This is a genomic window from Phenylobacterium sp. SCN 70-31 (genome assembly GCF_001724605.1).
In the GTDB taxonomy this organism is placed as follows: Bacteria; Pseudomonadota; Alphaproteobacteria; order Caulobacterales; family Caulobacteraceae; genus Phenylobacterium.
The window spans coordinates 96,759-120,059 of sequence record NZ_MEEX01000028.1; the positions used below are offsets into that span (position 1 = coordinate 96,759).

At 67.7% G+C, this 23,301-nt stretch carries 19 protein-coding genes; 14 read left to right on the forward strand and 5 right to left on the reverse strand.

What is annotated here, in order from left to right; translation table 11 throughout:
- Positions 1–10 precede the first annotated feature (10 nt).
- Positions 11–451, reverse strand: a complete 441-nt coding sequence (locus tag ABS78_RS18565) for a helix-turn-helix domain-containing protein (RefSeq protein WP_257835915.1) — start codon at positions 449–451, stop codon at positions 11–13.
- Positions 452–520: 69 nt separating this feature from the next.
- Between ABS78_RS18565 and ABS78_RS18570 the strand changes: the two genes are divergently transcribed.
- The 11 genes from ABS78_RS18570 to ABS78_RS18620 all read left to right on the forward strand — a co-directional run bounded on the left by ABS78_RS18570 (position 521) and on the right by ABS78_RS18620 (position 13,663).
- A complete protein-coding gene (locus ABS78_RS18570; protein ID WP_293382878.1) occupies positions 521–1,219 on the forward strand; it encodes a cation transporter in 699 nt (232 codons plus the stop codon).
- A gap of 45 nt (positions 1,220–1,264) precedes the next feature.
- A complete protein-coding gene (locus ABS78_RS18575; protein WP_257835913.1) occupies positions 1,265–1,594 on the forward strand; it encodes a hypothetical protein in 330 nt (109 codons plus the stop codon).
- Positions 1,595–1,642: 48 nt separating this feature from the next.
- Positions 1,643–2,896, forward strand: a complete 1,254-nt coding sequence (locus ABS78_RS18580) for a TolC family protein (protein WP_257835912.1) — start codon at positions 1,643–1,645, stop codon at positions 2,894–2,896.
- Complete coding sequence (locus ABS78_RS18585; RefSeq protein WP_293382881.1) at positions 2,893–4,089, forward strand: efflux RND transporter periplasmic adaptor subunit; 1,197 nt, start codon at positions 2,893–2,895, stop codon at positions 4,087–4,089. Before ABS78_RS18580 ends, ABS78_RS18585 begins: the two co-directional genes overlap by 4 nt.
- Positions 4,090–4,097: 8 nt before the next feature.
- Entirely contained in the window at positions 4,098–7,316 is a 3,219-nt protein-coding gene (locus ABS78_RS18590) for a CusA/CzcA family heavy metal efflux RND transporter (protein ID WP_293382884.1), read from the forward strand.
- 148 nt (positions 7,317–7,464) lie between these two features.
- The gene (locus ABS78_RS18595; protein WP_257835911.1) at positions 7,465–7,806 is read left to right on the forward strand and encodes a hypothetical protein; all 342 of its coding nucleotides are present in this window, start codon (positions 7,465–7,467) and stop codon (positions 7,804–7,806) included.
- A gap of 32 nt (positions 7,807–7,838) precedes the next feature.
- Positions 7,839–8,441: a cation transporter gene (locus ABS78_RS18600; RefSeq protein WP_257835910.1), complete on the forward strand. Its 603-nt coding sequence runs from the start codon at positions 7,839–7,841 to the stop codon at positions 8,439–8,441.
- Positions 8,442–8,452: 11 nt separating this feature from the next.
- The gene (locus ABS78_RS18605) at positions 8,453–10,909 is read left to right on the forward strand and encodes a heavy metal translocating P-type ATPase (RefSeq protein WP_293382887.1); all 2,457 of its coding nucleotides are present in this window, start codon (positions 8,453–8,455) and stop codon (positions 10,907–10,909) included.
- Positions 10,910–11,146: 237 nt separating this feature from the next.
- Positions 11,147–11,641 carry a signal peptidase II gene (gene lspA, locus ABS78_RS18610; RefSeq protein ID WP_257835909.1) on the forward strand — a complete coding sequence of 165 codons (495 nt, stop codon included), beginning with the start codon at positions 11,147–11,149 and terminating at the stop codon, positions 11,639–11,641.
- A complete protein-coding gene (locus tag ABS78_RS18615) occupies positions 11,638–12,882 on the forward strand; it encodes a cytochrome P450 (RefSeq protein WP_293382890.1) in 1,245 nt (414 codons plus the stop codon). The genes lspA and ABS78_RS18615 overlap by 4 nt, the downstream gene beginning before the upstream one ends.
- A 52-nt stretch (positions 12,883–12,934) precedes the next feature.
- On the forward strand, positions 12,935–13,663 hold the full coding sequence (locus ABS78_RS18620) for a helix-turn-helix domain-containing protein (protein WP_293382893.1): 729 nt from the start codon (positions 12,935–12,937) through the stop codon (positions 13,661–13,663).
- An 18-nt stretch (positions 13,664–13,681) separates the two neighbouring features.
- Here ABS78_RS18620 and ABS78_RS18625 read toward each other — a convergent pair whose 3' ends face one another.
- On the reverse strand, positions 13,682–14,527 hold the full coding sequence (locus ABS78_RS18625) for a sterol desaturase family protein (protein WP_293382896.1): 846 nt from the start codon (positions 14,525–14,527) through the stop codon (positions 13,682–13,684).
- A 200-nt stretch (positions 14,528–14,727) separates the two neighbouring features.
- Here ABS78_RS18625 and ABS78_RS18630 point away from each other — a divergent pair, with 200 nt between their 5' ends.
- Positions 14,728–16,773, forward strand: a complete 2,046-nt coding sequence (locus ABS78_RS18630; protein ID WP_257835904.1) for an NAD(+) synthase — start codon at positions 14,728–14,730, stop codon at positions 16,771–16,773.
- Here ABS78_RS18630 and ABS78_RS18635 read toward each other — a convergent pair.
- On the reverse strand, positions 16,770–18,707 hold the full coding sequence (locus tag ABS78_RS18635) for a cytochrome c/FTR1 family iron permease (RefSeq protein ID WP_257835903.1): 1,938 nt from the start codon (positions 18,705–18,707) through the stop codon (positions 16,770–16,772). The two genes, ABS78_RS18630 and ABS78_RS18635, sit on opposite strands and share 4 nt — an antisense overlap.
- Positions 18,708–18,870: 163 nt before the next feature.
- Here ABS78_RS18635 and ABS78_RS18640 point away from each other — a divergent pair, with 163 nt between their 5' ends.
- Both ABS78_RS18640 and ABS78_RS18645 read left to right on the forward strand, forming a co-directional pair.
- Positions 18,871–19,743: a cation transporter gene (locus ABS78_RS18640; protein ID WP_293382899.1), complete on the forward strand. Its 873-nt coding sequence runs from the start codon at positions 18,871–18,873 to the stop codon at positions 19,741–19,743.
- A gap of 64 nt (positions 19,744–19,807) precedes the next feature.
- On the forward strand, positions 19,808–20,791 hold the full coding sequence (locus tag ABS78_RS18645; protein ID WP_293382902.1) for a tetratricopeptide repeat protein: 984 nt from the start codon (positions 19,808–19,810) through the stop codon (positions 20,789–20,791).
- 74 nt (positions 20,792–20,865) lie between these two features.
- Here ABS78_RS18645 and cueR read toward each other — a convergent pair whose 3' ends face one another.
- Both cueR and ABS78_RS18655 read right to left on the reverse strand, forming a co-directional pair.
- Positions 20,866–21,300 (reverse strand): Cu(I)-responsive transcriptional regulator, encoded by a 435-nt coding sequence (cueR, locus tag ABS78_RS18650; protein WP_257817678.1) that lies wholly within the window; start codon positions 21,298–21,300, stop codon positions 20,866–20,868.
- On the reverse strand, positions 21,297–23,301 hold a 2,005-nt coding region (locus ABS78_RS18655), incomplete at its 5' end, for a copper-translocating P-type ATPase (protein WP_293382905.1). The genes cueR and ABS78_RS18655, both read right to left, overlap by 4 nt.

The window sequence follows — 23,301 nt, forward strand, 5'->3', positions numbered from 1 at the left end:
GCAAACGGCCTCACGGGAGCGCTCGGGAGGTCGAGTGATCCGTGACGCAAAGGGCGTGATCGGCCAAAGTTTCGATGACGCGGCAGTCGCCGGCGAGGCCACGGCAGCTGGTCGCAACCATGCGCTTCAACTCGGACCGCAACGCCTGCAACTGGGCAATCTTCGTCTCGATTGAGGTCAGCTGTTCTGCTGCGAGGGCGTTTGCGTCGTCACAGGCGTAATCCGGATGATCGGCTAGGTCGAGCAAGGTGCGGATCGCGTCGACGGAAAAGCCAAGCTGGCGCGCGTGCTTGATGAACGCCAACCGACGCACGGCCCGATCATCGTAAATGCGGCGATCGCTCTCGGTGCGGTCCGGTTTGAGCAGAAGCCCGATCTGCTCGTAGAAGCGGATCGTCGGGACCTTCACGTCGGTCGCCTTGGCGAGTTTGCCGATTGTGAGCGCTGGCATGCGGCCTCCTGTCGTGCCGTCAAAATAGGTGCTTGATCCTCTAGCCACTAGAGGGTGCAGGGTGGTTGCATGTCCAGTTGTTCAACCTCCGAGAGGCCGGCTGCCGCGGGATGTGGCTGCGGGAGCGCCGTCGCGTTCGACGGCGCGTCTCCGGCCTACAAGCGCGCCCTCACCGCCGTCATCGCTATCAACATCGTTGGCTTTGTCGTCGTCGCCATCGGCAGCTGGCTCGCCGACTCGGCTGCGCTGGCGGCCAACACACTCGACTTCGCAGCCGATGCGGCCACCTACGCCTTGAGCTTGTGGGTGATCGGCAAGAGCGTCCAGTTGCGTTCCGGCGCCGCATTCATCAAAAGCGCCAGCCTCGCCGTGATGGCGACCGGCATCCTCGGCCTGGCCATCTGGCGGGCGCTCACCGGGGCCTCGCCGGAGGGCGGCGCTATCTCCGGCCTGGGCCTGTTCGGCGCAGCCGCCAACCTCCTGGCGGCCCTGCTTCTGGTGCGCTTCCGCGAGGGCGACGCCAACGTCCGGTCCGTCTGGCTCTGCACGCGCAATGACCTCATCCAATGCCTTGCCGTGGCAGCCACCGGCGTGGCTGTCACTGTGGCAGGGTCGCGCTGGCCGGACGTGATCGTGGGCGTGCTGCTGGCAGCGGTCTTTTTCCGCTCCGCTTGGCAGATCACCGCTCAGGCCCGTGAAGAGCGTCGCGCGGCGAAAGCCGAACGTGATTTTGTAACGCATTCCCAGCGCTCGTCAGTCTCGATATAGGGACGGGCGATGGAATGGACCTCACCCTGGTGGCGGAAGGTCGGCATGGTGCTCGCTGCGCTCGTGCTGACCGTGCTCACGCTCGGGCCGGGTCTCGACGGCCTCATCTGCCGCGACGAAGGCAGCCTGAGCGCCGTTGCGGCTGAACTGCCTGTCGCCGCCGCCCCCGCCGACGATGCTGGTCCACCGCCTCTCGACGAGGGACGCGGCATCTGCATCCACGGACATTGCCATCACAGCGCGCCCTACGTACCGGCCACGCTAGCCGCCGGCGAGCTGTCCGCTCCGCTGCTGGCGGTTGCCCACCCGTTCGTGCGCAACCGGGTGCCGATCTCCGATCCCAAGTTCGGGCTGATCCGACCTCCCAGAGCCTGACGGCTCGCGCGCTGACGCGCTCATTCCGTCACGTTCAAGAGGGACACCATGAAACCCGACTTCCGCAGCTCGCCTTTGGCGGGACTGCTCTTGCTGGTCAGCCTCGGCGCAGCGGGCGCCGCTATGGCCGAACCTGCGCCGCCCTTCGCCGCACTGCTGGCCCAGGCGCAGGCCACCGCCCCCCGTCTCGCCGAGGCGCGCGCCAACATCGCTCGGGCCGAAGGGCTCGCAAGGCAGGCAGGCGCGATCCCCAACCCGAGCGTGGGACTCGAGATCGAAAACTTCTCCGGTTCCGGTCCCTTCCGCGGGACGAGCCTGTCGGAGACCACCGCGACGATCGGTCAGACTGTCGAGCTTGGCGGCAAGCGCTCGGGGCGGGTCGCGGCTGGGCGTGCGGAAGTCGAGGCGGCTCGCGCCCAGGCCCGCCGGATCGAAGCGGAATACGCCTTCGATTTGGCGGCCGCCTATGCTGATGCCGAGGCGGCCGAACGGAGACTGAAACTCGCCCATGACTCGCGAAGCCTCGCGGAAGAGGATGCGCGCATCGCCACAGCCCTGGTCGCGGCGGGACGGGAGGCCGACCTGCGGCGTCTCCAGGCTCAGGCGGCGGTGCAAGCCGCCCGTGCGGCGGTGGACGAAGCCCAGGCTGCGCGTGCGACTGCCTTCGGCAATCTGACAGCCCTCGCCGGGGCGTCGGCGCCAATCACCTCGATCCCGGTCAGCCTACTCGAGGCGAAAGCTCCACTCTTCTCCGGAGCCAATCCCGCAGCGAACGCGACGACGGCCTTCCTCGCTGCACAGGCTGAGCGAGAAGCGGCGGCGCGACGCCTTAGCGTTGAACGACGTCGAGCCATTCCGGATGTGACCCTCTCCGTCGGCCTGCGCCGTTTCCAAGAGGACGACGCCACCGCGCTCGTCGCGGGCGTCTCTGTGCCCCTGCCGCTGTTCGATCAGAACCGCGGCAATATCGCCGCCGCTCGGGCTGAACAGACAGCCGCCGAGGCCCGGCTGAACGCGGCCAGGCTCGACGCCGAAGCCGCCGTCCGCACCAGCACGGCGCGCATCTCAGCGGCCGAAACCCGGCTCGCGGCAGCCCGCGAGGGCGAGAGCACCGCCGAAGAAGCCTATCGTCTCGCCCGCATCGGGTACGAGGCCGGCAAACTCCCGCTCGCCGAACTGGTCGCCGCCCGCCGCGCCCTGACTGAAGCGCGCGCCCAAACCATTGCAGCCGCCGTCGAGCGGATCAGCGCCCAGGCCGCGCAAGCTCGGCTCAGCGGCGTCGCCACCCCCGGAGTACAATGATGACAATGAAGAGGGACAATGCGCGCCTATATGGCGCGGTCGCGGCCGCAGTGATGCTGGCCGGCGGGGGCGGGTTCGTCCTGTCGAACATGATGAGCAAGCCCGCGGCTCCCGCCGCTGGCGAGGAGCACGCGGAAGAAGGCGCGGAGGAAGAAGGCCACAGCGAAGAGGGCGCCGCAGCGCCCGAAGGAGTCGTTGCGCTCACGCCGACGCAGATCCGCGCTTCCGGAATTCAGCTGGTCGCGGTCACCCGTGGCAGCGGCGGCGAAGTCCGGCTTTCGGGGCGTGTCGAGCCGATGATCGATGCCCGGGCCAGCGTTGGAGCGGCTGTGGCCGGCCGCGTGGAACGGGTTCTCGTAGCCGCCGGGCAATCGGTCCGCGCCGGCCAGGGCCTTGCGGTCCTGGTAAGCGGCGAAGCCGCTACCTTCCGAGCCGACGCCGACGCTGCAGCCGCAGCGGCCGACGCCGCGCGACGCGCCTATCAACGTGACCAGAGCCTTGGCTCCCAGGGGATCGTTGCACGGCAAGAGGTCGAGACGTCGCGAGCTCAAGCGCTCAGCGCCGAGGCGGCGGCGCGGGCCGCCCGTGCGCGGGCGTCGGCGTCGGGGGGGCCGAACGCTGCGGGCCGGTTGACCGTCACCAGCCCGATTTCCGGCGTCGTCACCTCTGTCGCGATCGGGCCTGGCGGCTTCGTCACGCAGGGCGGCGTCGTCGCCGAAGTGACCAACCCCGACCGGGTCGAACTGGTCTTCAATGCACCGCCGAGTGTCGCCACCGGCGTTCGCGCAGGATCCCGGATTCGGGTCCAAGGGCCCACGGGCGAATTTGACGCCGTGATCGTCGGAGTTGCGACGGCTGCCGGCGAGCAGACGGGTGCGACGGTCATCCGCGCACGCGCGGCTGGAGGCGTGCTCCCCCCGGCAGGCTCGGCGGTGACGGGCGCGGTCATCACCGGCGCTGAGGCAGGCGGGCTGACAGTGCCAAGCGATGCCGTTCAGAGCATCGAGGGCTCGAGCGTCGTGTTCGTGGCGGTGAACGGAGGCTTCCGTGCCACACCGGTGCTGGTTGGGCGCCAAGCCGGCGGCCGCACCGAGATCCTCCGCGGGCTGGGCGGCGAGGAGCGGGTCGCCGCGGCCAACGCCTTCCTCCTGAAAGCCGAACTCGCCAAGGGCGAAGCCGAGCACGGACACTAGGACTTCCTATGTTTAAAGCCTTGATCGAAGCGTCCGTACGCTTCCGCTGGTTCGTGATCCTCGCTGTCGCCGTTGTGGCTGGCCTCGGGCTTTTCGAACTCACCCGGCTGCCGATCGATGCAGTCCCGGACATCACCAACCGTCAGGTCCAGATCACGACCGTCGCGCCTTCGCTCGCCCCCGAGCAGATCGAACGGCAGGTCACCTATCCGCTGGAGACCGCCCTTGCGGGGATCCCAGGGTTGACGAGCACCCGCTCACTCTCGCGCAACGGCTTCAGCCAGATCACCGCCGTCTTCACCGACCAGACTGATATCTATTTCGCTCGTCAGCAGGTCGCCGAGCGGATGAGAGAAGCACAGGAGAACCTGCCCGACGGTGTCGAGCCGGCGCTGTCCCCCGTGACCACCGGGCTCGGCGAAGTCCTGATGTGGACAGTCGACTACGCGGCCTTCGACCAGGCGAAGGCGCGGGCTGGGCGGCCGGGTTGGCAGCCGGATGGCGTCTACCTCACGCCCGAGGGAGAGCGGCTGGCGACTCCGCAGCAGAGGGCGACCTACCTGCGCACGGTGCAGGACTGGATCATCGCGCCGCAGATGCGCTCCACCCCGGGGCTGGCGGGCGTGGATACCGTCGGTGGTTATGTAAAGGAGTACGCAGTCCGCCCGGACGCCGCCCGACTGTCAGCCTACAAGCTCAGTCTGGGCGATCTTGTGCAGGCGCTCGAGCGCGCAAACACCCAGGCTGGCGCAGGCTTCGTTCAGCGGGCGGGCGAGGCCCTGGTCGTGCGGAGCGACGCCCTCGCCGGGTCCATTCAGGACCTGGCGCAGGCTCCGGTGGTGAACCGGGATGGTCTGGTCGTGAGGGTCGCAGACGTCGCGACCGTGGAGATCGGACAGGGCCTGCGGCTCGGCGCCGCCAGTCGCGACGGCCACGAGGCCGTTCTCGGCACCGCGCTGATGATCGCCGGGGGCAACAGTCGCACCGTCGCTCAAGCCGCGGCGGAACGGCTGGCAGAAGTGGATGATTCACTTCCGCCCGACGTGGTCGCGATTCCGGTGCTCAACCGAAGCGAGCTGGTCAACTCGACCATCAAGACCGTTGCGCGCAACCTGACCGAAGGCGCGCTTCTCGTCATCGTCATCCTCTTCCTGCTGCTCGGCAACATTCGCGCGGCGACGATCACGGCGCTGATGATCCCGCTCTCCTTCCTGTTCGCGGTGATCGGGATGAACCGGTTCGGGATCAGCGGAAACCTGATGAGCCTCGGTGCCCTCGACTTCGGATTGATGGTCGATGGCGGCGTCGTCGTGATCGAGAATACGCTGCTACTGCTCAGCCAGCGCCGTGCCGAGTTGGGTCGGGTGCTGACCCGACACGAGCGTCTCGGCGCGGCGGTTGAGGCCGCCCGGCAGATGGTCAAGCCCGCCGCCTTTGGTCAGCTCATCATCCTGCTCGTGTTCGCCCCGTTGCTCACCCTCGAAGGCGTCGAAGGCAAGACCTTCCAGCCCATGGGCGCGACGGTCATGCTTGCCCTGGTCGGCGCGTTCATCCTGTCCTTCACCTTCGTGCCTGCCATGGCCGCCTTGCTCGTGCGGGATCCTAAGTCGGTGCACTCGGGCCCAGACGGAAGGGTGGAGGAGCACGAGACTCGCATCCTTCGCTGGGCGCGCCAGCGCATCCAGCCGGCGATCGGAGCGGCGGTGTCGCGACCAAGGATGGTGCTCATGGCGGCGGGCATGGCGCTGCTCGTTGGCGTGATCTCGTTCTTCACACTCGGCCGCGAATTCATCCCGACCCTGGACGAAGGCGATATCGCGATGCAGGCCCTGCGTGTGCCGTCGGCCTCTCTGGAGCAATCCATCGCCATGCAGATGGCGCTTGAGCGCGCCATCAAGGCTCAGCCGGAAGTGGAGACCATGTTCTCCCGCACAGGCACCGCAGAAGCGGCGGTGGATCCCATGCCGCCCAACATCTCCGACAGCGTCATCGTACTGAAGGATCGCAAGGCCTGGCCGGACCCGAGACTTCAGAAAGAGGAACTGATCGAACGAATCGAGAAGGCGGCGGGCCAACAGATCGGCAATAATTTCGAGTTCAGCCAGCCGATCGAACTTCGCTTCAACGAATTGATCTCGGGTGTCCGCACGGACCTGGCTGTGATGGTCTATGGGGACGACTTCGGAACGTTGCAGCGAACAGCCGATCAGGTCGCCGCCGCCCTGCGGCAGACCCCCGGCGCGGCGGACGTGCGGGTCGAGCAGGCCTCCGGCCTGCCCACCCTGACCATCAAAGTCGATCGGTTCGCTGCGGCCAGTTACGGCCTTTCGGCGGCGGACGTGAGTGAGGCCGTCTCGGCGGGCATTGGGGGCGCTGAGGCGGGTCAGATCTTCGAGGGCGACCGCCGTTTCGATGTCGTCGTGCGCTTGCCGGAAGCGGCGCGCAACGATCCCGCCGCCCTTGCAGCTCTGCCAGTCGTGTCGACCTCCGGCGCCGTGGTGCCTCTGGCGTCCGTGGCTCGCATCGACACAGCAGAAGGCCCCAACCAGATCAGCCGGCAGAACGGGAGCCGGCGGATGGTGGTGCAGGCCAACGTTCGAGGCCGCGACCTCGGCGGATTTGTGAGCGACGCCCAGCAGCGCGTCGCGAAAGTCGCCCTGCCCACCGGGGTCTACCTCGACTGGGGCGGTCAGTTCGAGAACCTGCAGCGTGCCGAACAACGGCTAGGACTGGTGATCCCGGTGGTCTTCGTGCTCATCGGCATTCTGCTCTTCATGGCGCTTGGCTCGTTTGCGGAGGCGGCCCTCGTCTTCGCCTGCGTTCCCCTCGCCCTCGTCGGCGGCGCCGTCGCCTTGCTCCTGCGGGGCATGCCCTTCTCCGTCTCCGCGGCTGTGGGGTTCATCGCGGTGTCGGGCGTGGCGACACTGAACGGGCTCGTCCTGATGCAGGCGATCCGCGAGCGCCTGACAGCAGGGCTGCTCCCGAAGGATGCAGCCATCGAAGGTGCGTCTAGCCGGCTACGCGCTGTCCTGACGACCGCTCTTGTCGCCATTGTCGGCTTCATCCCCATGGCCATCGCACACGGCGCAGGCGCTGAGGTGCAAAAGCCTCTCGCCACAGTCGTCATCGGAGGTCTGCTCACAGCAACCGCTCTGACCCTGTTGGTGTTGCCGACGTTTGCCGCCCAGGCGGTCCGACATCGGAGCGCCGAAGGGATTGAGGACTGACACCATGAGCGGAATGGAACGAGGCCCGTTGAAGGTCCGGAGCGGCCGGGTGCGAGGCGCGCCACGGCCGGGCCCCCGGGCTGCCCAGCGGTTCTGCCGTGTAGCGACTCTCGCCACGGGCTTGATCGCTGCGGCGTCCGGCGCGGCCTTGGCCGAGCCGACCCCAGCCGTCGAGCTCGTCGAAGGAGGCCCGCTAAAGATCCTCACCGGCTATCTGCGGGTCGGCGAACATCCGGCCGTGGTCCGCGGCTTGGTGCGCCGCCGCCCAACGTCCAGGCTCCCCACTGGGGGCCACCTGGATGTCGCCGCCTTCGACCGGCAGGGCGGCCTGCTGGCGTTGAAGCACGTCCGATGGCGCGGCTCCCTCGTGGGCCGGCATCCGGCAGCAGCGGCCTATACCGCTCGCCTCGGAGTGCCCGCGGACCTCATCGGTCGCATCCGGGTCAACTACGCACCCGCGGGCGCGCACCCCATCGGCCCCGAGCAATGAGGGAGGTCTCCGAAGTCAACTGCCAAGGAGACATGGCCGCATTGAGCGACGTCGACCGTGCGCAACGGCGGACCTTGCTTTGGGTGTTCGTGCTCAACGCAGCGCTGTTCGTCAGCCTTGGCCTAGCCGGTCTGCTCGCCGACTCGAGCGCGCTGATCGCCAACGCCGTTGACAACGCATCAGACGCCGCCGTCTACGCGATCAGCTTCTTGGCCGTCGGCCGCGCCGCCGTCTGGAAACGCCGAGCGGCGGGGGTCTCCGGTATCATGCTGCTGATCTTCGCGGGCGGCGTGCTTCTGGACGTGATCCGCCGCTGGTGGCTCGGAACCGAGCCCGTCGGTTGGACCATGATGGCCCTGGCGCTCGTCGCTGCGGGCGTGAACCTCGTTTGCTTATTCCTCCTGCGCCGTGCGCAAAGCGACGACGTGAACATGCGCGCGGCAGAGACCTTCAGCCTCAATGACTTCGCGTCCAACGGCGGCATCCTCGTCGCCGGGGCCTTGATCATGTGGCTGAACCAGGCCTGGCCGGACTTGGTCGTGGGCGTGCTGGTGGCCCTGATCGCGGCGAAGGGCGGGCTGGAAATTCTACGGGACGCGGCCGAGAGCCGCGCAGAGCCCGCGACGGAAAGTTGAAAGGACGCGCTGTGGCTGAAGACAAGCTTCGTCTCGAGATCCCGGTCCTGCTGCCGGCCGCCGCGGAGGCTTGCGAGCGCTGTGTGCAGCAACTCGCGGAGGTCCTTGCCTCAAGGCCCGGGGTCGCCGAAGCGCATGTGCAGGGCCGCGAGGACGCGGTGCTCTGCGTGCACTTCGATCCAGCCCAAATCTCTGCGTCCCAGGTTCGCGCCCTGGCCGTGCAGCAGGGCGCCCGCCTCGCAAGCGCCTCCGGCCACGCCAACTTTCGCCTGAGCCAGCCGCTGCATGCCCGCGCCGCCCGGACCCTGGCGGACGACCTCCGAGGCCGTCCGGGGGTGCTCCACGCCGATGTGGGCGTGACCGGCGCGGTCCTGGTCGAGTTCGACCCCGCGAAGGTCGAGCCCGTCGCCCTGGAGGCCTACCTGCTGGAGCGCGCGGCCGCCCTTGGGCAGTCAAATGCGGAAGCCGCACGACGCAAGTCCTCCGCGAAGGAGGGCGAGCACGGGGGCCACGAGCACAAGCCGGGAGAGGGACACGAGCACAAGCACGGTGGCCCGTTCGGCGAGCGGACGGAACTGGTCTTCGCCGGGCTGTCCGCCGTGGTGTTGCTGATCGGCTGGCTTGCGTCCTTCCGCCTTGAGGGCGCCATCCCGCTGGCCTTCTATCTCCTGGCTTACGGGTTCGGCGGCTACTTCACGCTGCGCGAAGCGCTCGAAAATCTCCGTAAGCGCCGCTTCGAGATCGACACGCTGATGCTGGTCGCCGCGGCGGGTGCGGCGGCGTTGGGCGAGTGGGCCGAAGGCGCCCTGCTGCTCGTGCTCTTCAGCCTAGGCCATGCACTGGAACACTACGCGATGGGGCGGGCTCGCAGGGCCATCGAGGCGCTGGCCGAACTGGCGCCGGAGCGCGCAAGCCGCAAGCGTGGCGACACCTTCGAAGATGTCCCCGTCGAGGCGCTCGAGATCGGCGACATCGTCATGGTTCGGCCCAACGAACGGCTGCCGGCCGACGGGGTCGTCGTCGTAGGCGAGAGTTCGGTCAATCAGGCCCCCGTCACCGGCGAGAGCATGCCGGTCGACAAGCGCGCGGCGGGCCACGACATCGCATTCGAAACGGCCGATGCCGCGCAAAAGGTGTTCGCGGGCACCATCAATGGGGCTGGAGCCCTGGAGGTGCGCGTGGCGCGCCTCTCCGGTGAGTCGACCCTAGCTCGCGTGGTCACCATGGTCGCCGAGGCCGAGGCGCAGCGCTCGCCCACGCAGCGCTTCACCGACAAGTTCGAACGGATCTTCGTCCCGGCCGTCCTCCTGGGTGTCTTCGCCCTGATGTTCGCCTGGGTCGTGGTCGACGAGCCGTTCAGCGTGAGCTTCTACCGCGCGATGGCGGTCCTGGTCGCCGCCAGCCCCTGCGCCCTGGCGATCTCCGTCCCGAGCGCCGTCCTCAGCGGCGTGGCTCGCGCAGGACGCGGCGGCGTCCTGGTGAAGGGGGGCGGGCCGCTGGAGAACCTTGGGAGGCTGCAGGCTCTGGCGTTCGACAAGACCGGCACCCTGACGGAGGGACGCCCCCGCGTCACCGACGTCGTGCCTGCCGTGGGCGTAGACGAAGCGCGGCTCCTGGAGACGGCGGCGGCGGTCGAGGGGCTGAGCGACCATCCGCTTGCGGCAGCGGTTGTCACGGCAGCCACCGAAAGGCTGCCTGGCCCGCCCGGACGCGCCGAGGCGGTGGAGAGCATCACCGGACAAGGTGTCCGCGGGCGCTTTGGCGGTGAAGACGTCTTCATCGGGAAACTCAAGCTCTTCGAGACCGTTCCGGGGGGACCCGTGCCTGAGCAGGTGCGCGGTGAAGTCGAGCGGCTCTCCAGCTCAGGGCGGACCGTCATGGTAGTTCGGAGCGGCGAGACCTACCTCGGCGTGATCGGCCTACAGGACACGCCGCGCGAGGGCGCCGCAGAGGTCATCGCCGCCCTCCGCCGGCTGGGCGTCAAGCGCATGATCATGCTGTCGGGCGACAATCAGGGCGTCGCTGACGCCATCGCCGCCAAGCTCGGTCTGACCGACGCCCGCGGCGGACTGATGCCGGAGGACAAGGTCGCCTTCATCAAGACGCTCCGCGAGCAAGCGGGCGGCGTCGCGATGGTCGGGGACGGCGTCAACGATGCGCCGGCCATGGCGAACGCGACCGTGGGGATCGCGATGGGCGCAGCCGGATCCGACGTGGCGCTTGAGACCGCAGACGTCGCCCTAATGGCGGACGACCTGCGGCGACTGCCCTTCGCGGTCAGCCTAAGCCGTCAGACCAGCGCCATCATCAAGCAGAACCTCTTGGTCAGCCTGGGGATGGTCGCGTTCCTGATCCCTGCGACCATTTTTGGCCTGAAGATCGGTGCGGCCGTCGTTTTCCACGAAGGGTCGACGCTCCTCGTAGTGTTCAACGCCCTGCGCCTGCTGGGCCATCGGGACAAGCCCTGAAATTGCTGTGCTTCAACAAGCACTGCTACAGTCCTGCCAGCGAATGCAGTGGCTCGCACGTCGCGACGTTGGGCTGCGCAGTCCCTTTGCGGCGGCGCTGGACCGAGCGCGCTTCCCTGAAGCTCTGTCAGCGGGCCGCCGGCGCAGGCCGGTCCGCTCGCGCGCTCGAGCGGCGCCAGATCGGGCTTGATCCTCTAGCAGCTAGAGGTGGCAGGCTGAGCAGCTAAAGGAGCCTCGATGCACAGGACGCTTGGACTCACCCTTAGCCTCGGCGTGCTCGCGGCCGATCAGGCCACCAAGCTCATAGCGCGCGCCCACCTCACGGAGCCCGCGACCCTGGGGCCATTTCTGAACCTGCAGCTCGGGTCCAATACGGGCGTCACCTTAGGACTCTTCGCCGGCTCAGGCGAACTTGGGCGCTGGCTGCTGGTCGCCGGCACGGCGGCAGTCGCGCTGTGGCTCATGGCATGGATGTGGCGCGAGCGCCGTCTCGCCGTGGCGGCGCCGCTCGCGCTGTTTGTCGGTGGCGCCCTAGGGAACATCGTCGACCGGGTCCGCCTCGGCGCAGTGACCGACTTCATCGACGCCCACATCGCCGATTTCCATTGGCCGACCTTCAATCTCGCAGACACCGCGATCACCGTCGGTGTCGCATGGCTGCTGCTCACCTCGCTTGGCCGGCAGGCCTCCGCCACCACCCCGTCCAGTCCTCCAGCGAAAGGGCATCCATGACCGCCCGCCACCAGCCGCCGCATGACGCCACTCTAGCCCTAGTGACTGACCCCTATCGCTTCATCTCCAAACAGTGCATTCGGATCGGCGCAGACGGCTTCGAAACGCATGTCCTCTTCAAGGACACGATCTGCCTGAAAGGACCCGAAGCCGCGGCCCTCTTCTACGACGTGGACCGCTTCAAGCGAGAAGGCGCCATGCCGTCGCCGATCCGCAAAACCCTGCTCGGCGAAGGGGGCGTTCAGGGGCTCGACGGTGACGCACATCGCCACCGCAAGCAGCTGTTCATGGACCTGATGGCGCCTGAGCGCATCAGGGTGCTTGGAGAGCTTCTCGAAGCGGAACTAATGCGTGCCGCGGCGGGCTGGGCGTCGGACGGCCGCGAGATCACCTTCTACGATGAACTGCATCCGATGCTCACGCGTGCGGTGTGCGCGTGGGCTGGCGTGCCGCTCGAGGCGGCAGAGGTCCAGCGCCGCGCGCGAGAACTCCGAGCTTTGTTCGATGCGGCCGGCGCGCGCGGCCCTCGACATCTCTGGTCCCGCTACGCACGCCGCAAGGTCGATCATTGGCTCTCGCGGGTTGTCGAGGCGATCCGGGACGGCGGCCAGACACCGGATGAGGACACCGCCGCCTTCCGGATCGCGCATGCGCGGGAGTTCAACGGCGAGCTGCTCGCGGCGAACATCGCCGCCGTCGAGCTCGCCAACGTGCTGCGTCCCACCGTCGCGACCGCTGTCTACGTGGTCTTGCTCGCCCACGCCCTGCACACCCATCCGGAAGCGGCGCAGGTAGCGCGTGAGGGACCGGTGCAACGCAACGCCTTCATCCAGGAGGTGCGCCGCTTCTACCCGTTCTTCCCGTCGCTCATCGCGCGCGTGCGGCAGCCCTTCACCTGGCGCGGCCTCAGCTTCCCGGCGGACCGGCAGGTGATCCTGGACCTGTACGGCACCAACCACGATCCGTCCGCCTGGGCCGATCCGGACGCCTTTCGACCCAGACGGTTCGCCGCCCATCCGCCCGGTCCGTTCGATTTCGTGCCGCAGGGAGGCGGTGACCATCTGGCCGGCCACCGCTGCCCGGGCGAGTGGATCGTAGTTGAGATCATGGAGCGCGCCTTCGAGGTGCTGACCCGAAGGATTCGCTACGAGGTCCCCCAGCAGGACCTCGGGCTCGACTTCGGGCGATTGCCGGCCTTGCCGCGCAGCCGTTTCATCATGCGCGGCGTTGGCCTGAACTGATGGCGCCCGACGGCGCTCTGACCGCTCCATGGATCGGACTGTGGAATCGCTCATGAGTCGGCCTGCCGGGGGCAAGGATAAACCGGGCTGGGCCGGTGCACTGGAGCTGGGAGCGACATGGGCAGTCTGGCGCGGCGCGGTGGGCGACGCCGCCGCCCACCGTCATTTCGCCGCACAGGCCGTCCTGAGCGGCGAGCCGCTCACGGTCCACGATGCCGAGGGACGCAGCGTCTCCGCTGACTGCGTCCTGATCGATCCCTTGACGCCCCATCGCCTCGTGGCGTCCCCTTCGGCCGAGCTCATCTTCCTGGAGCCCTCGCGCTACGCGGCGACGGAGCTGGAAGCCAAGCTGCGGCAAATCCGGCAAACGCGATCTCTTGCCGTGTTGAGGGGCGCGCCGGGGCAAGAGTTTTGGGCGAGGTGGCTGTCGTCGCCCACGCCTGCGCCCCGGCCCCTGGATCCGCGCCTCCAGGCGGCGATGCTTGTGCTCGAGGAGGATCTATCGGAGGGGCCTACGCCCCTCAAGCGGGCGGCCGCCGTCGCGGGCTTGTCTCCTGAGCGCTTCCGCCACCTCTTCGCAGAGGAGGTCGGTTTGCCCTATCGGCGCTTCCTGCTCTGGCGGCGGCTTCGCCTGGCCGCCGAGCATCTCCTGGCTGGCCGTGACGCCACGGTCGCCGCGCATGCTGCGGGTTTCGCCGACGCCGCGCACCTCGCCCGCACCCTCAAGGCCACGTTCGGGGTGACCGCCAGCCAACTCCACCTCGCGACGCCCAGCGCCTAGGCCGGCGAGCGCCTGGTCTCAGCTGATTTTCCGAAACGGGGCCGCCAGCTGGGCGACATAGTCCGTCGGATAGTTCGGCTGATCGCCGATGCCGATGTCGTCGGAGCTGAGGCGCTTGCTGTGATCGTAGTACGCCGTGCGCAAAAGATAATCCCAGAGACAGGTGAACAGTCCAAAGTTCACGTCGCCGACGCCGGGCCCCTTCTGGTGATGGAAGCGATGCACGGGCGCCCAGGCCATCACGTAGCACAGCGGTCCGAGCCGCATGTCGACATTGGCATGCTGCAGCAGGAGCTGGATCGCGACCGCGAAGCCGAGAAGGACGCCGATCTGGAGCGGCATGCCCATCAGGATCAGGGGCGCAGTCCCGGCGAGCGTCTCCACGGCTTGGTGCACAGGATGCTTCATGAGGCCGTTGAAGCCGTACATCCGCTTTACTGAGTGATGGACGGCGTGGAAGCGCCAGAGCCATTGGAACTTGTGGCTGAAGTAATGGCAAAGGGTGATCCCGAGGTCCGCCAAGAGGATCGCAAGCACCAGCTGAGCCCAGATCGGCCAGGCGGCCGGCCAGAGGCCCGCGGCCGGCGACAGCAGGGTCAGCACAGGGATCAGCGCTGCGCCGGCATAGACGCTGGCTTCGTTGACCAGCGCGTGCAGGACATCGCGGCGGCTATCCCCGCGCGGTCTGTTCCAGATCGGTTCGTAGGGAATGACCCGCTCCACGAAGAATGAGACCGCGATCGCGGCGCCGAGGAGCGGTGCGAGCCACGCCAAGGACTGGCCTCTCGTGACGAGCGCCAGCCCCGCGCCGATGAACCCAAACATGAACGCCGGGGCGTAGGCGGCCTTCAAAAACCAAAGCATCACAGATCCCTCGCATTCCCTCCGCAAAGCTAAGTGATCTTGCGAGCCTGAGCTTGAACCTGGCGGCTGGCGCTCGGCCGCTCCCAGCAGCCGCTCCGTTCAAGCCCAGGGTCGGGGGCGATGTCCCAATGGGCAGCTACGCCGCAACCGCTCAGGCCTCTCCCGGCTTAGCTCACCGGTGACAGCGGAGGTGAGTACCCGTGACCTCGAAATTCTATGCCATTCACACGCAAGGCTTGGTGCGTGTGGCCGTCTGCACGCCGCGCGTAGCGGTCGGCGACCCGGGCTTCAACGCGGCCGAGACGCTAGGTCTCGCGAAGGACGGCCACGGTCGGGGCGTCGATCTCATGCTCTTTCCGGAGCTGGGACTGTCGGCCTACGCCATCGACGATCTGTTGCTGCAGGACACCCTGGTGCGCCGCGTGGAACTTGAGCTCGCACGTTTGGTCGAGGCGAGCACCGCGCTCTCCCCAGTGCTGATCGTCGGCGCCCCGGTCGCCCACAATGGCCGGCTCTATAACTGCGCGATCGCAATTTCTCGCGGGCGGATCTTGGGCGTCGTGCCGAAGAGCTTCCTGCCGAACTATAGGGAGTATTACGAAAACCGTTGGTTTGCTCCCGGCGCAGGCGTTGTCGGGCTGCACACGCAGATCGCCGGCCAATCCGTTCCATTCGGGACGGACCTTCTCTTCACGGCGGCCGATCTGCCGGACTTCGTCTTCCACATGGAGATGTGTGAGGACTTCTGGGCCGCGACGCCGCCGTCCACCCAGGCCGCGCTCGCGGGCGCGCTGATCCTCTGCAATCTGTCCGCCTCCAACATCGTGGTCGGCAAAGCCGACGACCGAGCATTGCTTTGTGCGTCCCAGTCGCTGCGCTGCCAGGCGGCCTATCTCTATTCGGCGGCCGGACCGGGCGAGAGCACAACGGACCTCGCCTGGGACGGTCAGGCGACCATCCACGAGCTTGGCGTGCTGCTCGCCCAGACGGATCGCTTCCCCGCCAAGGCGCAGATGGCCGTGGCCGACGTCGACGTGGAACGCCTGCGCCTTGAGCGCATGCGCACACCTACTTTCAACAACGCCGCCGTGGCGTCAGGGCGTCCTGAGACCTGCTTCCGCCGGGTGGAATTCCACCACAAGCCTAGTTTCCAGGACGTCGGTCTGCTACGCGCGATTGACCGGTTCCCGTTTGTACCGGACGACCTCACGCGCCTCGACAAGGATTGCTACGAGGCCTTCAACATCCAGGTCCAGGGACTCGCCAAACGCCTCGACGCCACCAAGTCCAGGCACATTGTGGTCGGCGTGTCCGGCGGCCTGGACTCCACCCACGCTCTCATTGTCGCGGCCAAGGCCTTCGACGCGCTCGGCAAGCCCCGCTCCGACATTCTCGGCTTTACCATGCCGGGCTTCGCAACCAGCGAGGGCACGAAGTCGAACGCCTGGCGACTGATGCGGGCGCTCGGCGTCGCCGGGGAAGAGATCGACATCAAGCCGGCCGCACGCCAGCTTCTCACCGACCTCGGTCACCCCTTCGCCGCGGGGGAACCGGTGTACGACGTGACCTTTGAAAACGTTCAGGCTGGGCTGCGGACGGATTACCTGTTCCGGCTCGCCAACCAGCGCGGCGGCTTCGTGCTCGGGACGGGCGACCTGTCGGAGCTGGCGCTCGGCTGGTGCACCTACGGCGTGGGTGACCAGATGAGCCACTACAACGTCAATGGCTCGGTGGCGAAGACGCTGATCCAGCACCTGATCCGCTGGGTCGCGACCACGGGCCAGTTCGACGCCGACGCCTCCCAGACGCTGCTTTCGGTGCTGAGCACGGAGATCTCGCCGGAGTTGGTGCCGGCGGACGCCTCGGGGGCGATCCAGAGCACCCAGGCCAAGGTCGGGCCCTACGAGCTGCAGGACTTCAACCTCTACTACATTACCCGCTACGGCCTGCGGCCTTCGAAAGTCGCCTTCCTCGCTTGGCACGCCTGGAAGGACCGCGATGCTGGGCATTGGCCGGCGCATTTCACCGTCGAGGCGCGCAACGCTTACGACTTGGCGGCCATAAAGCACTGGCTAGGCGTGTTCCTGTTCCGCTTCTTCGAGATCAGCCAGTTTAAGCGCTCAGCGATGCCGAACGGCCCCAAGGTGATCTCGGGCGGCAACCTCTCCCCGCGCGGCGACTGGCGCGCCCCGTCGGACGGCTCCGCCCGTATCTGGCTCGATGAACTCCAGGCGAATGTGCCCTAGACCCGCGCCTCGGCCTGGGCGCGCCGGCCCGCCGCCCAGAACCCGACCACCACGACGGTCAGCGTGAGCAGCTGAGCTAGGAGCCCTTCCCAGGTCGGGAACACGCCGAGCACCTCAATTCGGGGCAGCGCCGCCAGGGGCCGGACATCGAGCATCCCCGCTTCCTGCAGACCCGCCACGCCTTTCCCAGCGAGCACCACGGCCAATACGGCGATGAGGATCGAGCTGTAGGAGAAGAACTGCGCGATGGGCAGGCGCTTGCTGTAGCTCAGCAGCGCCCAGGCGATCACCGCCAGGCAGATGACCGCCAAGCCGGCGCCGGACACCATCGCGAGCTGCCCCCCCTGACTCCAGAGGGCGGCGTAGAACAGGATGGTCTCGAACACTTCCCGGTAGACGACGACGAAGGCCAACAGGAACAGGAACCAGGCCGACCGCTTTGACAGCGCTGCCGACAGCTTGTCGCGAATATACGCCTGCCACGCGCCCGCCTGGGCCTTCCCATGCATCCACACCCCCACCGAGATCAGCACGACTGCGGAGACCAAGGACCCGAACCCTTCGGTCAGTTCGCGGCTCGCTCCGCTGATGGAGATGAGGTAGGTCGCCGCCGCCCAGGTCAGCCCCCCCGCCAGAAGGGCGGCGATCCAGCCGCCGTGGACGTAGGGCAGTACGTCCTGGCGTTCGGCCTTCCGTAGGAAGGCGATCATCGCGATCACAATCAGAAGCGCCTCGACTCCCTCGCGCAGCAGAATGGTGAAGGCGCCGAGGAAGCTTGAGGCGGCGCTGGCCTGCTCCGGCGCGAGCGCCCGCGCAGCTTCATCGAACAACCCATCCAGCCCTCGGACCTGCGCGGCCACTTCGGCCGACGGCGCGCCGCGGGCAAGGCTGGCCCGGAGCTCGCCCATGGACGCCTCGACCTTCGCCATCAGGGCGCCGTCTCGCGCGCGCAGCAGAGGTTCGACAGGCTCGAACCCGTCAAGATACGCCGACAGCGCGAGCTCCTCAGCCCGCTTGCGATCGCCCGCCTCGTAGGCGTTCAGGCTTTCCGCGAGTTTGCGACGGGCGACGTCCAGCCCGCCACCCGACTTCGGCGCTACAGCCTCAGGATGGCGGCGCAGATAAGCCATGATCTGGGTGGCCTGCGGCTCGCCTACGCGGGCCGCCAGAGCTGCGGGGGTCGTTTGGGTCAGGACCTGTAGGTCGGGGACGACGGCGTGCAGCTGCGACCCCGCGCGCCACGCCTGCTCGCCGGCGCGCTCGGCCTCTCGGGAATAGGCGAAGGTCCCAACATAGTACGCCAGCGCCCAGCGATCGTCGGACGACAGGTGGGCGAAGCTGGGCATGGCCGTGCCGTCGAGCCCCTGGCCAATCACCTGATAGAGACCGAAGAGGCTCCGCTCGTTGGCGCGCGCCACGTCGGTGAAGGCGATCGGCGGAGGATCAAGGCCTTTGGCGTTGGGGCCGTCACCCCTGCCGACGGCGCCGTGGCAGGACGCGCACTGCTCGGCGTAAAGGGCCGCACCCCGGACCAGGTTTGGGGCCTGCTGCGGCGCGAGCGGCACGGGGTACGCTTTTAGCAAATCGGCCGCGAGGGTTCGGGCCCGGCGCGCCACCTCGGCAGGCTCGGCACGATGATCCACGGATCCGACGAGTGCGTTCGCCTCTGCCAGGAGCTGCGGTTTGGCGGAACTCGCCGGCAGGGCGGCGATGCGGCTGCGCACAGAGGCGGAGAATTCCCGCATCTCCGCATACTCGGCCTCGCTTACGATCCGGCCGTCGGAGACAGCGCCGGGGTAATCCACCGCAATATAGTCCAGCAGGCGCCAGGCGACGGCCGCGGAGGGCGGCGCGTCCTGGGCAACGGCGGTGGCGGGAAGTTGGGCGGCCATGAGAAGGGCGACCGCGAGGAAGAGGCGTGCGAGCGCCGGCATCGAAGCGTCCTGAGTGCGACTGCGAATAGGTCTTAACAGCACGATACATGCTCAAGTTACTAGAGGATCAAGAGCCGGCTTCGCGAGGCTCGGGAGAGCCGCCGCAACGGCTTGATCCTCAAGCCGCTAGAGCAATTAGAGTGGCCACATCGGGAGAAAATACATGTCGAACACGACAGCCGCCGCAGAGTCCCTCCGGTACCGTGTGACCGGCATGGATTGCTCCAGCTGCGCGGAAAAGATCCAGTCGGCGGTGGCCAAGCTGCCTGGTGTCCAGGAAGCGCGTGTCTCCATCGCGTCTTCGATGATGACGTTGAAGGTCGACGATGCCGCGAAGCTTGTGCCGACCGTAGAGGCCACGGTCACCGACCTTGGCTATCACATCGATCGCGCGGAGCCTTCGGCGACGGCGGATGATGATGAGCTCCCGAAGAACCTCAGCCATATCACGCCCGCCTACCGGCGGGCGCTCTGGATCGTGGTGCTGATCAATGCCGGCTACGGCCTGGTGGAGATCGTCGCCGGCTTCGTCGCCGGCTCGCAGGCGCTGAAGGCGGACGCCCTCGACTTCATGGGCGACGGGCTCATCACGTTCCTGGGCCTGCTGGCGATCGGCTGGTCGCTCGTCTGGCGTGCGCGCTCTGCGCTTATCCAAGGCTTGTTCCTGGCGGCGCTCGGCGTCGGGGTGCTTCTGAACACGGCCTATCGCGTGCTGGTGCTGAACCAGCCAGAGGCCGAGCTCATGGGCGTATTCGGCATGATCGCGCTGGTGGCGAACGTTGCGGCGGCGCTCATCCTGATCCCCCACCGCGCCGGCGACGCCAATGTTCGCGCCGTCTGGCTCTTCTCCCGCAACGACGCCCTGGGGAACCTCGCCGTCGTGATCGCCGCAGGCCTGGTGTTCTGGACCAAGACCGCTTGGCCCGATCTCGTCGTAGCGGTGATCATTTCGGGGCTCTTCCTCCAATCTGCGTGGTCGATCATTCGCGATGCCAGGGCCGATTTGAGGGAGGCGCGGTCGCTGAGCGCCGCTTGATCAGTGCATGAGACGGTTCCCGCCTCCGCCGCCGCGCCTGACGCCTGCGGGGCCACCTCAGGCGGTGGTCGACCTGCAGCAGGCGGTGGCGCACGTGAACGCAGGCCGATGGCCTGAGGCAGAGAAGCACGCTCGAAAGGTTCTCGCGGCAAGGCCCTCGGATCCCTCAGCGCTGAATGTCCTGGGTACGGTCTCTTTGAACCGTGGGCGGTCAGACGACGCGGTCGCATGGTTTGAAAAGGCGGCGAGTGGGCAGCCGAAGAACCCATTCATTCAGTTCAATCTCGGTGAAGCCCATCGACGGCTGCAGGCTTACGAGATCGCGGCGACGTTCTTCCAACGGGCCGCAGCTCTCAAGCCAGACTTCGCAGAGGCGTTTGCTGCGGCCGGCGACGCTTATCGTCTGATCGGACGACGGTCCGACGCGGAGCGTTGCTACCGCTCTGCACTGAAACGAGCGCCCGCACTGCCGACCGCCCTCAATGGGCTAGGTCTCTTGTGCCTGCAGAGCGGCGACGCCGCGGGAGCTGCGGAACACTTCCATAGGGGTAGAAAGGCGACGCCGGCGGGGCACCCCCTGCGTGCGATTTTGCTGGCGAACCTCGGCCTTGCGCGCCTGCAACTCGGTCACGGCATGGAAGGGCTGGCGTTGCTCGCCCAGGCCGTGGAGGCCGCGCCCGGCGACGCCGAGGCCTGGCGGCGCCTTGCTGGCGCACTCCGCCACACTCGGTTAGCGCCCCCGACGCCGGCATTCAGAGAGATCTTGCTGCAGCTGTTCGACCGCCCGGACGTCAACCCCCGCAATCTGGCGACTGCCGCCATCGCAGTGTTGCGGCAGCAGCCAGAGATTGATCGTCTCCTCGAAAGTATCGCCGGGGCGCCCGGTCAGCTCGCAGAGACATTGGAGCGCGAGGCGACGACAGCCTCCCAGCTCATCCAGGATCACCTATTTCAAACCTTGCTGGCCACCGCTCCCGTGCCCGACGTGGCCATCGAATTCGTGCTTGTCCAGCTGCGGTCCGATCTCTTGAGGCTCACGGAGGGGTGAGCGATCCGTCAACTCTGTATTGAAGCTCGCAGTTCCGAGTTTTGTCAGTTCGCCTGTCTCTGCCGCAGCTAAGCTTATCGCGCTCTTGCCTTCACTCGCTCGAGCGGCGTGGTCGGCTCGGCCCCGGCCGTCAGGTCGGCAAGGATGGGGCAGTCCGGACGATCGTCGCCGGCGCAGCAGTGCGACAGGTGCCGCAGGGTGTCCGCCATGGCCTGCATTTCGGCGATCCGGGCGTCGAGATCGGCGACGTGTCGGTCGGCGATCGCCTTGACCTCGCGGCTCGGCCGCTCGCGATCCCGCCACAGCGACAGCAGTTGCGTGATCTCGTCCATCGAGAAGCCGAGACTACGCGCGCGCTTGATGAAGCGAAGCTCGTTGATCTGGCGGGCGTCGTACTCGCGATAGTTGGAGTCGGTCCGGCTCGCGGGGCGCACCAGGCCGATCTCGTCGTAGTAGCGGATCATCTTGGTGGTGACGCCCGAGGCCTTCGAGGCCTGACCGATGTTCATGGCCGTGCTCCTTGCAAGGCGGCGTCGCGGAAGCCTCGCAGGCGAAGCGCGTTCGTCAGGACGCTGACGCTGGACAGCGCCATGGCGCCAGCGGCCACCATCGGGGACAGCAGCAGGCCGAAGGCGGGGTAAAGGGCGCCGGCGGCGACGGGGATCAGCACCACGTTGTACCCGAACGCCCAGGCGAGGTTCTGGCGGATGTTCCGCAGCACCGCACGGCTGAGCGCGATCGCCGTGGTCACGCCGCGCAGGTCGCTGCGCATCAGCACCACGTCGGCGCTCTCGATGGCGATGTCTGTTCCGGCCCCCATGGCGATCCCGACGTCGGCGCTCGCCAGGGCCGGGGCATCGTTCACCCCGTCGCCGACGAAGGCCACGCGACCATAGCGCTGCTGAAGGTTCTTCACGGCGGCGACCTTGCCATCGGGCAGCACCTCGGCAACCACCTCGTCCAAGCCGAGCGCCGCGCCGACTGCCTGCGCGGTGCGCCGATTGTCTCCGGTGATCATCACCACCTTCAGACCCGCTGCGTGCAGCATCGCCAGGGCCTCGGCCGTGGTGTCCTTGATCGGATCGGCCACGGCGAGGATGGCGGCGAGCTCGCCGTCGACCGCCGCGTAGATCGGCGTCTTAGCCTCACCCGAGAGGCGATCCGCGTCGGCGGCGAAAGCGGCGACCGAGACGCCGAGTTTCGCCATGAAGCGGTCCGCGCCGACCTGGATCCGCCGGCCATCGACGAGCGCTTCAGCGCCGAAGCCGGGAAGGGCCTCGAAGCTGGACGTCTCGGGCAGCTGCAGGCCGCGGGCTTGGGCCGCCTCGACGATCGCCTGGGCGATCGGATGTTCCGAGCGGCTTTCGACCGCCGCCACCAGGCGCAGGAGATCGGACTCCGCGAATCCATCCGTGACGCGGACATCCGTCAGGACCGGCCGACCGAGCGTCAGTGTCCCTGTCTTGTCGAAGGCGACCGCCTGGACGTCGCGCAGGCTCTGCAGGGCCTCGCCACGGCGGAAAAGGACGCCCAGCTCCGCGGCGCGGCCGGTGCCGACCATGATCGAAGTGGGGGTCGCCAGGCCCATGGCGCACGGGCAGGCGATGATCAGCACCGCCACGGCGTTGACCAGCGCGAAGCTCAGCGCCGGGCTGGGGCCAAAGACCAGCCAGGCGGCAAAGGTCAGGACAGCGCCGACGATGACAGCCGGCACGAACCAGCTGGTGACCTTGTCGACGAGAGCCTGGATCGGCAGCTTGGCGCCCTGGGCGGCCTCCACCATCCGCACGATCTGGGCGAGCAGGGTGGCTGCGCCCACCTTGGTGGCGCGGAAGCGGAAAGTCCCGGTCTTGTTGACCGTGCCGCCAACCACAGCGGCGCCCGGACCTTTCTCGACCGGGATCGGCTCGCCCGTGATCATGGATTCATCGACGTAAGAGGCCCCGTCCAGGACCTCGCCGTCCACCGACACCCGTTCGCCCGGCCGGACCACGACGATGTCGCCGACCAGGACCTCGGAGACGGGAACCTCGAGGACGACGCCCGCCCGCTCCACGCGCGCGGTCTTCGCCTGCAGCGTCATCAGACGCTTGATCGCCTCGCTCGTGCGGCCCCTCGCCTGGGCCTCGAACAGGCGTCCGACCAGGATCAGGGTGACGATCACGGCGGCGGCTTCGAAATAGATGTGGTTGGCTCCGGCCGGCAGCAGCCCGGGCATGAAGGTGGCGACGGTCGAATAAGCGAACGCGGCCGTCGCGCCGAGCACCACCAGGGAATTCATGTCCGGCGTGCGCCGAACGAGGTTCGGCACGCCCTTGCGATAGAAGCGCAAGCCCGGACCGAACAGCACGAAGGCGGCCAATGCGAAGCTGATCAAGCGCCAGGGCTGCTCGCCGATCGTGCTCGCCAGAAGATGGTGGGCGCCGGGCACGAAGTGGCGGCCCATCTCGACCAGAAACAGCGGGATCGTCGCCAGGGCGGCGAGGCCCACCGCGCGCTTCAAGCCCCGG